The organism is Cupriavidus sp. 05N39 (assembly GCF_056397325.1).
In genome coordinates this window covers 1-10,084 of the sequence record NZ_JBFTNE010000167.1, presented here as the reverse complement: position 1 = coordinate 10,084, position 10,084 = coordinate 1, and the positions used below count along the sequence as shown (strand labels likewise).

Annotated in this window: 9 protein-coding genes and 1 pseudogene; 3 read left to right on the top strand and 7 right to left on the bottom strand. The window is 62.4% G+C overall.

Annotated features, from left to right (window positions below; genetic code table 11):
- Positions 1–140: 140 nt before the first annotated feature.
- From AC1DN0_RS38995 to AC1DN0_RS38965, 7 genes and pseudogenes are all read right to left on the bottom strand, one after another.
- A pseudogene (locus AC1DN0_RS38995) lies at positions 141–1,067 on the bottom strand (IS630 family transposase).
- Positions 1,068–1,080: 13 nt separating this feature from the next.
- Entirely contained in the window at positions 1,081–1,260 is a 180-nt protein-coding gene (locus AC1DN0_RS38990) for a hypothetical protein (RefSeq protein ID WP_441635334.1), read from the bottom strand.
- A gap of 85 nt (positions 1,261–1,345) precedes the next feature.
- Positions 1,346–1,717 carry a type II toxin-antitoxin system VapC family toxin gene (locus tag AC1DN0_RS38985; RefSeq protein WP_441635332.1) on the bottom strand — a complete coding sequence of 124 codons (372 nt, stop codon included), beginning with the start codon at positions 1,715–1,717 and terminating at the stop codon, positions 1,346–1,348.
- The gene (locus AC1DN0_RS38980; RefSeq protein ID WP_006159576.1) at positions 1,714–1,911 is read right to left on the bottom strand and encodes a type II toxin-antitoxin system VapB family antitoxin; all 198 of its coding nucleotides are present in this window, start codon (positions 1,909–1,911) and stop codon (positions 1,714–1,716) included. The genes AC1DN0_RS38985 and AC1DN0_RS38980 overlap by 4 nt, the downstream gene beginning before the upstream one ends.
- A gap of 398 nt (positions 1,912–2,309) precedes the next feature.
- A complete protein-coding gene (locus AC1DN0_RS38975; RefSeq protein ID WP_441635330.1) occupies positions 2,310–2,825 on the bottom strand; it encodes a hypothetical protein in 516 nt (171 codons plus the stop codon).
- Positions 2,826–3,584: 759 nt separating this feature from the next.
- Positions 3,585–3,854 carry a hypothetical protein gene (locus tag AC1DN0_RS38970; protein WP_441635328.1) on the bottom strand — a complete coding sequence of 90 codons (270 nt, stop codon included), beginning with the start codon at positions 3,852–3,854 and terminating at the stop codon, positions 3,585–3,587.
- A gap of 329 nt (positions 3,855–4,183) precedes the next feature.
- Positions 4,184–6,349, bottom strand: a complete 2,166-nt coding sequence (locus AC1DN0_RS38965; protein ID WP_441635326.1) for a catalase — start codon at positions 6,347–6,349, stop codon at positions 4,184–4,186.
- A 19-nt stretch (positions 6,350–6,368) separates the two neighbouring features.
- Between AC1DN0_RS38965 and AC1DN0_RS38960 the strand changes: the two genes are divergently transcribed.
- From AC1DN0_RS38960 to AC1DN0_RS38950, 3 genes are all read left to right on the top strand, one after another.
- Positions 6,369–6,683, top strand: coding sequence for a hypothetical protein (locus AC1DN0_RS38960; protein ID WP_441635324.1), 315 nt, complete (start codon positions 6,369–6,371; stop codon positions 6,681–6,683).
- Positions 6,684–6,998: 315 nt separating this feature from the next.
- On the top strand, positions 6,999–8,222 hold the full coding sequence (gene bioF / locus AC1DN0_RS38955; protein ID WP_477146508.1) for an 8-amino-7-oxononanoate synthase: 1,224 nt from the start codon (positions 6,999–7,001) through the stop codon (positions 8,220–8,222).
- Between the two features lie 61 nt (positions 8,223–8,283).
- Positions 8,284–9,606 carry a cytochrome P450 gene (locus tag AC1DN0_RS38950; protein ID WP_477146507.1) on the top strand — a complete coding sequence of 441 codons (1,323 nt, stop codon included), beginning with the start codon at positions 8,284–8,286 and terminating at the stop codon, positions 9,604–9,606.
- The last annotated feature ends 478 nt before the right edge of the window (positions 9,607–10,084 follow it).

Here is a 10,084-nt window from a genome sequence, read left to right as displayed (position 1 = left end):
GTCCAGGTCGACACGCTCCACCGTCCATGGCGCAGTCACGCCAAGCAGCTGCCGGTACAGTTCCACGCTGTCCATCGCACACCTCCTTACCAAGCCATGCGCGAAAGCGTACTACCTACCCACACGAAAGTCTGAAGAACCTAAATAATGCAGCATAGTCTTCGCAGCACTTCGTTTGGTCTCTTCCAGTGCTGGAAGCAGGCGTCGACCGCCGAGAGGACTTCGGCGAGCGTGGCGAAGTACCGGTTATGTAGCGCCAGGCGTCTTGTCAGCTTCCAGACGCGTTCGATAGGCGCCAGTTGCGGACTGTATGGCGGGAGGAACAACAAGGTCAGGTGCCGCCTGTACTTGCGCAGTAACGGCTTGAGCAGGATGGCATGGTGGTACCTGGCGTTGTCCAGCACGACGACGATGCGCTTGCCGCGACGTCGATGGCGCAGTAGCTGGCGCAGAAAGGATGCAAACGTTTCTGCGTTGAAGACACGGCACACCTTCCAGACGAAGCGGCCAGTGCTCAAGCTGACGGCGCCAAAGCACGCCACCGACTTGCGCGTCGGCGCATGCATCAACACCGGGTCGCGGAGCTCCGGGGCCACTCACATGCGACAGCGCGATCCGTGTTGCTGGAAATGGCATTCGTCCAGGCTCCATAGCTCAATGTCGTCGCGTTTTGCCAGTCGCCGCAGTTTTTTTACCGCCGCAACGCGAACGGGATCAGACTGGGCGGCCTGCGGGCGCGGTTTGCGCAGCCGAAAACCCATCTGGCGAAACAACCGCTGGCACTGACGCACGGCCAGCGTGATGCCGTAGCGCTGACGCAAGTGCTCCGAAAGAACAGGCCCATGCCACAGGCCCGCTTCAAATCCGAAGTCAAGTGGTGTCTTGCGCAGATCCGTCTCAATGCGAGCCCATTGCGCCTCATCCAACGCACGCGGACGTCCGGGCCGCTCACCTTCCCGCAATCCGTCGAAACCACCCCGCTCGAAACGTCGGGCCCATCGCTGAACTGTCGTGGCCGCCTGACCGAACAACTGGCCGACTTCGGTGCACGAGTAACCGCTGCTCACCAGCGCGGACGCGTCAATGCTTGATCTGCCCGCGCAATGGATGCCGGAAGAAATAGCGCTCGGTCACCGCCGAAACGACGCTCTCGTCCGTAACATATTGAACACCAGCCTTGTTCCAGCCGTTGCTAACCAACTTGGCAAGAATCGCCTTGGAGGCGGCATCAAGCGGCACAGATGAAATCTGCAGACTCATCGTTCYTCCTTTCTAGTCGATCACTGCCGCACAGCCGCCTGCCGGGGCGCCAGCTACTCCATCACGGGGATCACTTTTCCGTTATCTAGTGCGCGAGCACCGCGCCGAGATCGAGTTCATCGGCAACTTTCTTCAATCGCTTGTCGCGCGTCCAGATGGTGATGCCTGGTTGTAGGCGCGCGGACGCCAACAGTGACGTGTCGACATATCCGATTCCACGATTGAACAAACCTTCGCGCTCGATCAGATAAAAGGTCTCCTCCGGCGTTGCAACTGGCGCGCGCGGCAGATCGAGCAACGCGCCAAGCACGACGTCACGGTCACGCAGACTACCGAGCGAAATCTCGCCTATCACATATGGATGAGCCAGCACACGCTCCTCGGCAAGCAGGCTAATCAGCATAGGATCAGAAGCGTTGATGTGGTCAATCCAGACCGACGTGTCGACAAGAATCATTCGACGTCCTGCCGCCGACGCGGCGCCCCCTTGATGCCCGGTTGGCTACCGCCAAGATTCGCGAGTCGTTTCGCGGCTTCACGCTGGATCAAGGCCTTTAGTGCTTCGCGCACAAGTGCCGTTTTTTCCTCCAGGCCCGTATAGGCTTGAGCCTTGGCGATCAAGTCGTCATCAAGCGCAATAGTCGTACGCATGGGAACCTCCGTAAGTATCAGCACCAATTATAGCATCGTTTGATGCTTGTAATAGTGCATTTCGTCACCTCGTAATGAGCGCATTTTGCCGCAATATTCCTATGCAGTTGCACGCGAGAACAGCGAAAACCACCCGCAAACACAGACGAGATATCGCGTCTTCGGAAAAATCGGCGCCGCGTCGATTCGGGCTGCAAGTTAGCAGAAATTGCGGCTGCTTGTGGCAAGGCTGCCCAACAGCGGCGACAAGTCAACGATGTGCTGCGCCACCAAGTGCCGGACGTCGCCTTCACATTGCCACTGCCCGTAGATCCCCGCCAGTGTGGCGCCTAGCACTTCCTTGCGGAATCTCTCCATCACCGATGGCTGGCAAGGGTGAAGGCTTCTCGCGGCACTGGCTAGCCGCCGACCGGTGTGCGGATTCGTGCGATGGGCAAAGAGGTGGCAACAAAGGACGAGGGAAGGGGATGGCAGGCCGTGTCGGGCCAGATGCTGATGGACTTTGAGCCAGGTGAACCGGGCGCGGCGGTCGTGGAGTCTCTACACGATACACGGGCGCCGGCGGCCGAGGCGCAGGAATGGTTCCTCGTCGGAGCCGATCTGGAAATGGAGAAGCGGATCGAAGCCGAGGCGGCATACCGTCGCGCGCTGGAGGCCGGATCTTTGACGCCGTCGATTACGGAGTGCATCGACAGCTCATAGATTTCCAGATTGCGGGCGATATCGCGCTCCAGGATCAGCGAGAGATTGGCGGCCCCTTCCTGCGCGCGGGCATACGCGTCCTGGCGCATTTCATGGAGCGCACCGGCCCCTACGGCGGCATTGGCAACAGCAAGCACAAAGCTGCTGGCCACGAAAAGATTGAGAGATTTAAAGTTCACTTTTTGGCGCGGGCCAAGGTTATCCGGTTGCATGTTCGGGGTTGTCACTCCGCCCAGGCTCGAGCGCGCCGATTGTACGCGCCCAAATACACGTGCCACGCAGGCGCGTCAGGAGGAGGGCATACGTCAAGTGGTGGCGCTCGAAGGCAGTTGCAGGGGTTGCGCACCCAATTCTCGATGGACCTGGAGCGCACCCGCGAGCGGTCGCGGTGGTCCGGGAGCGGGGCACGCGCGCTGCTCGAGATCGATCAGGAACGAACCGTGGCCGTAGCCAGCGCCGAGAGCGCGCTTGGCGCTGGAGCGCGAACTCGCCAATGCGGGTATCAAGGCGCTACCACGTCGGGCCGCCGGCTCACGCTGCTGCGACATCGCCACATCAATGCGGCCCTCGTCCAGCAGGTTTAGCAGGCGGGCGCTGGCGTCCCCACGCGAATTCCACGCAAAGGGTCGGCTGGAGGCGCCACAGGGCCGGCAGCGCGCACGTCAGTAGCGGTACCGCGCTCTTCGTTTCGAACCCTTATTCGTCTCGCGAGGCAGCGCTTTGCGCGTTTCCGATATACGTTAAAAATGGGATTTGCCGCCGGTTGCCTTGGATGGCTGTTCCCGTGTTTTGGGGCGAGCGAGGGCAGTACTGCTTCTAGGCGGCTCTTCAGAATACCGGCAGGCGTCTTCCGCGAAAATGGGCAGAAGTTGGGCAAAGGCCGTGGTTAGACGCAGCAGAATGCGCTGCGCTAGAACAGGGCGGTGCTAGAGAGCCGCAGACGCGCAAAACCCCGCGCTGGTGATGGCGTGTCAAATTGCGTAATCACCGGGCTCCACGCCGCTCTGCTTGAGGTCGAGCGACTTAACGAGCGCGCTCCATTGCTCGTTGTCGAATTCCTCCCCAGCGATATCGGCCTCGTTGCGCTCGTCGTAATCAACAAACGTAACGAGGTAGTAGCCGGGCAGATAGTCGTCGTCCCCCATCCCGTCTTCTGCTGGGTCAAACACGTCGAGGACGATGAATGCGTCTCCCTGGTCGTTTTGCCAGACAGAGTGCAATGCGGGTTTTTCGAGCGCCAAGACGAATTCCTTCTCTGTTGATCGGGTCGATCCGCATCAGAACGGGCCGTGGCGCAACGCCGTTCTGCGCTAGTTGCCGATGCGGTGGAAACGCATCATAGCGCGCCGTATCGAACGTCTGAATATCGAGCATCGGGTGTTGTGATGGGGGGCGCGGCGCGAAAATGACAACCGAACCCGTCTCTCGTAGTTTTTCTGGATGATTTTACATAATAGTCTGTGTGCTTTCTGCGTCATATTTTGGTTTGATCGCGCGCCCGGATTTAATAGTCCTGTTGCGCACCGGCTCCCTTCCCGATATTGCGCGGCTCGCGCACGGCACCAGTCCTTCAGGCCATGATGCGCGCGGCGTCCGGGCGCGCCCACCAGCGATGCCCACCCACGGCTTCGAGGAACGCATCGTGCTGGGCGCTCGCGTCCTTCTTGCCCACCACCAGGCCCGGCCCCGCAAAGCCGCCCTCTATACCGGCGGCGCGCGCGGCTGCCGCAACCAGCACGGCGCCAGCGCCGCCGGCGCCGACCGGCTTGTAGTGCTTGTAGGCCTCGCAGATAAAGAGCAGGGCAGCCGGTTCGGCCTGCAGCGCGCTGACATCGCCATCGGGCACGTACACGGCGTCGAACAGCACCGAACCCACGGACGGCAGCGCGTGATCGACCAGCACGGCCTTGCCTTCCGCTGAGGTGACGCCATTGGCGCGCGGGCCGATCACCTTGGCGGACGCCCCGGCTGCCGCGGCGCGCGTCTTGAGCGAGTCCACCGCCGCGCCGCTGACGCCGTCCGCCACCAGCACGGCAATCTTGCGGCCCCGGATGTTCCCCTTGGACTGGGACGCCAGGCTCAACGCGGGCGAAGCCGCGATACCGTAGTCATCGATCTCGACCGGCTCGCCCACGGACTCCACCTCAATGCCAAGCTTGCTGGCCACGCCGCTGGCCAGCTCGGGCGCGATATGGGCCAACTGGCCGACCACGCGGGCACGGATGGCGGGGATCTCGACCTTGGAGAGCTCGAACGTGTAGGCATCGACGATCTGGGCCTTCTCGGTGTCGGACTGGCTGCGCCAGAACAGGTTGGCCTGCGAGAAATGATCGGAAAAAGTCTCGCTGCGCCGGCGTACCTTGGCAGCGCCTTCGGCGGCGGCTTCCGCGTAGCCCAGATGCGCATCGGTGTCGCCCGCCAGGAACGGGCAGCCGCCACCCACCGCGTTGGGCTGGTAACTGGAGCGGCCCTTCACCACGGTCTGGCGCATCAAGCCGTCGCGCTGGTTGTTGTGCACCGGGCACAACGGCCGGTTGATCGGCAACTCGTGGAAGTTGGGCCCGCCAAGCCGTGTGAGCTGGGTATCCAGGTAGGAGAACAGTCGGCCTTGCAGCAGCGGATCGTTGGTGAAATCCAGGCCCGGCACCAGATGCCCGGGGTGGAATGCCACTTGCTCGGTCTCGGCGAAAAAGTTGTCCGGGTTGCGGTTCAGCACCATCTTGCCTACGCGGCGCACCGGCACCAGCTCCTCGGGGATCAGCTTGGTCGGGTCGAGCAGGTCGAAACCGAACTGGTGCTCATCTTCCTCGGGCACCAGTTGCACGCCCAGTTCGTACTCGGGGAAGGCGCCGTTCTCGATGGATTCCCACAGGTCGCGCCGGTGGAAGTCCGGGTCCTTGCCATTGATCTTGAGCGCTTCGTCCCACACCAGGGAATGGGCGCCCAGCACCGGCTTCCAGTGGAACTTGACGAAGGTGGCGCGGCCTTGCGCATTGATCAGCCGGAAGGTATGCACGCCAAAGCCTTCCATGGTGCGGAAGCTGCGCGGCAGGGCGCGCCCGGACATGGTCCACAACACCATGTGCATGGATTCCGGCTGCAGCGACACGAAGTCCCAGAAGGTGTCGTGCGCCGAGGCGGCTTGCGGAATCTCATTGTGCGGCTCGGGCTTGACCGCGTGGATGAAGTCCGGGAACTTGATGGCGTCCTGGATAAAGAACACCGGCATATTGTTGCCGACCAGGTCGTAGTTGCCCTGCCGCGTATAGAACTTCACGGCAAATCCGCGCACATCGCGCGCCAGGTCCGCGGATCCGCGCGAACCCGCTACCGTGGAGAAGCGTACGAACACCGGTGTCTGCGCGCCGGTGCGTTGCAGGAAGTCAGCGGTTGTGTAGTCGGCCAGCGATTCGTGCAGCTCGAAATAGCCGTGCGCGGCGGCGCCGCGCGCATGGACCACGCGCTCGGGAATGCGCTCATGGTCGAAGTGGGTGATTTTCTCGCGCAGCAGGAAATCTTCCAGCAAGGTCGGGCCACGCGCGCCCAGCTGCAGCGAGTTGTCGTCTTCGCCAATCGGCATGCCCTGGTTGGTGGTCAGCACGCGGTCTTCGTTGGAAACCACATTGCCGACCGTGTCGGACCCCAGCACTTTCGGCTGGGGAGACAGCCGCTCCTTCACGGCGCGGTCATATGCGGCATCCGCGCCGGTAACCGCGCGGCTTGCGGTCTGCGTCACGTCGCTGGTCGAGACACCCGTGACTGTGTCCGGCGCGGCACCGCTGCCGGCGGGCGCGGGCTGCCTGGCACCGTTGCCGCCGGATTTGCAGTTGGAAGGCCTCGGGGACGAAGTCTTTTTGGAAGCAGGCGTCTTTGGCATGGTGAATCCTGGAAAGAGGGTCGGCAAGAACAAACAGGAAGGCCTCATCCAGGCAGATAGCGTGCCAGCGCCGCTGCGGCATCCGAAAGATGCCCTGACGGCGGCCTGGCGCGCGCACTTGCGCCTTTGCCCGCCTGCGGCTTCTGCGCTTTCTCCGCGTGGCACGACACGCGCAATTTTCAGCGAGATGTAATTTGTGCAACTTAAACCTTATTCGTCTCGCGAGGCGGCGCTATGCCYGTTTCGGATACACGCTAAAAAGGGGGCGGGTTGCCTCCGGTGGCTCCGGTGGCATTGGATGCGGATTCCGTGTTTTGGCGAAGCGAGGGTGGTGCCGCTTCTAGAGCGTACACGCTGATGGGTGCCATTCAGCACAAAGATCGACACTTTACGCAATTTTGCCGGCTTCTTCGTACAACATGTTCGCAAAATTGGCCGACAGCCCAGTTTGCCATTAGCGCGGATACGCATCTAAGATGCATTTCCCCAATCGTCCGCCAATGCTGCCATGCTGCTTGACCGACTCACACAAGCCGCCGCCGAGCGCGCCGAACGCGCCATGACGCGCAGGCGGCGCGTCACACACACAGCCTGCGCGCCACATCAGGCGGTCGGCAATGAATGCGGCGAGCAGCGCACGCTGGTGAGTTTTTGCAGCAACGATTACCTGGGGCTGGCCAACCATCCCACGGTTATCTCCGCCTTTGCCGAGGGCGCTTACCGCTATGCCGCGGGCAGCGGTGCCTCCCACGTGGTTAACGGGCACTCGCTGGCCCACGACCATCTGGAGAACGAGTTGGCGCGGTGGATGGATTCACATATCCCCGAGGCGCAGGCGCTCTATTTCTGTAGCGGCTACATGGCAAACATGGCGGTGCTGAGCGCGTTGGGCACGGCCGGCGCTACCCTGTTCTGCGACAAGCTCAACCATGCCTCGCTGATCGACGGGGCGCTTCTGGCGCGCGCCCATGTCAAACGCTACCCGCATGGCGACACCACTGCACTGGCGAGACTGCTGGCCGGTAGCGACAGCCCCCTCAAGCTGATCGTAACCGACAGCGTATTCAGCATGGATGGCGACCTTGCCCCGCTGGTCGAATTGCTGGCATTAGCCGAATGCCACGATGCCTGGATCGTGGTCGACGACGCCCACGGCTTTGGCGTGCTGGGGGAGAGCGGTCGCGGCGTGCTGGAGCACCTGGGACTGGCCTCCGAACGCTTCATCTACATCGGCACGCTGGGCAAGGCCGCCGGCGTAGCGGGCGCCTTCGTGGCGGCGCACCCAACCATCGTGGAGCATTTGGTCAATGTGGCGCGGCCCTATATCTACACTACGGCCGCGCCGCCGGCCGCAGCGCATGCGCTGCTGRCCAGCCTGGCGCTAATCGCGGGCGAGGAGGGACGCCGGCGCCGGGCCCATATGGCGCAACTTATTGGACAGCTGCGAGCAGGCCTGGAAACATTACAGGCCTGCCATGCGGAGGCCGGCTGGCGGCTGGTCGATAGCGATACCCCTATCCAACCACTGATCGTAGGAGGCAATGCTGCTGCCATGGCCCTCTCCGCCGCGCTGGAAGCCGATGGCATCCGCGTCACGGCCATCCGGCCGCCAACGGTGCCCGAAGGCACGGCGCGCCTGCGTGTCGCGCTCTCGGCAGCGCACACCGCGGGCGACATAGCGCGCTTGCTGGACAGCCTGTCTGCCGTGCTGATGCAGCGGGATGCGGCATGAGCGCGCCAGCCCGCTTCGCCACACTCGCCAGGCTCGGAATGTGCTCCCAAGGACCATCAGCATGAGTACGACAATGCTAAGCACGGAGGCCGTGGCGCATGCGGAAGCGGTGATCGGGAAGCCAGTTCCCTGTCGCCCATTTGTTAACGCCACATTCTTGCGCGATCCTTATCCTCTCTACCGCGAGCTGCGTGAGGCTGGCCCTATCTATTGGAGCGAGGAGTTCTTCGGCGGCGCCTGGTTGCTGACAAGGCACGAAGACGTCGAGGCCGTGCTGCGCGATCCCCTCTACTCAGCGCGGCGCACGGGTGGCTGGGTGATGCGTGGCAGCGAGGAATCGCGCCAGGCGCTCTGTCCCTTTCAGCGCCTGTTCAGCCGGGCGATGTTATTTCTCGACGCACCGGATCACACGCGGCTGAGGCATGTGCTCAGTGCCGGCTTGCGGCCGTCAGCCCTACGCGCCAGCGCAGGCGCGATCGAGCACATGGTGGCCGGACTGATGAATGGCATTGACGAAGCGGGGCAGTTTGATTTCATGGAGAGGATTGCCAGACCGCTCCCGGCAATGGTGATTGCACGCCTGCTCGGCATGGACGCGGAAGACCAGCCTGAATTCCTGGCCTGGTCCGAGGATCTGGCCGCCTTCATCGGCGCACTGGACCCTGATCCGGCGCTAAAACGACGAGCGCAGGTTAGCTTGCTCAAGATGTGTGCCGCCTTCGAGGCAACGCTCGAGCGACGCCGGGCGCAAGGGGCAAAGGTGCCGGACGCAGCAGGCGACGATCTGATCGGACACCTGCTGCGAGCCGAGGCCAGTGGCGAGGTGGTGTCCGGGGCCGAACTATTGGCGCAATGCGCCATGCTGCTGTTCGCGGGACATGAGACGACGCGCAATCTGCTCGGCAATGGACTGTATGCCTTGCTGAGCCATCCGGATCAATGGCGGCGCCTGCAGCGGACTCCCGAGTTGCTGCCGAATGCCTTGCGCGAGCTATTGCGCTACGAGAGTCCGGTCCAATACACAGGGCGGCGGGTCACCACGGACGTGGTGCTCCATGGGCGCCGGCTGCGGCGCGGGGAGTTAGTGGTCCCCCTGATCGGCGCTGCCAATCGCGATCCGGCGCGCTACAGCAACCCGGACAGCCTGAATATCTCCCGGCGGGAGGGCTCGCACTTGTCGTTCGGACATGGCCCGCATTTCTGCATTGGCGCCGCGCTGACGTTGATGGAGGCGGAGGTTGCGTTTCGGGCGCTGTTGGCCCGCTGGCCCAGGCTAGAACTCCTGGATACAACTCCGCGCTGGACCGGGAACCCCGTCTATCGGGGGCTCGGTAGTCTGCAGGTACGCTGCCGGCCCTTGACGCACACAATGGGCGTGAGCTGAAACGGTCCAGAGTGGTAGATAGGGGGAGCCTAATCCAGCTTAATTCGCACGTCTTTTGCAACTTGCCGATACTGTGCGATCGCGGCACGCACGCGCTGGCGGAAATCCTCGGCGCGCCCATGCCGGGGTAATCGAATGGAAGGGACTTCCACCGAGTAGCAATCTGCGCAGGCTTGCGCGTTGCTGCCAACCCCAAGACCGCGGCTGGATATCGAGCGCTGGGCAGTCGCTGCCTGCAGGCTTTCGCAGTTGTCGGTGTCCCATTCAAACCAATGGGATCGCCGCACTCATTGTTATATAGCAGACTAATTTAACATAATAAACGTTATGTGCTCTGTTGGTATGTTCTGAAGTGTTGCGTGTGGGACGGCACGGAGACTTCAGATACCGCAACGGAAAAGTGCTTTTATGGTATCTTTCGCCGTTGCGTTTTTGTTGTGGGTTTAGGTTTTATGTTCGTTCAGGTCAGCGCGCGCCG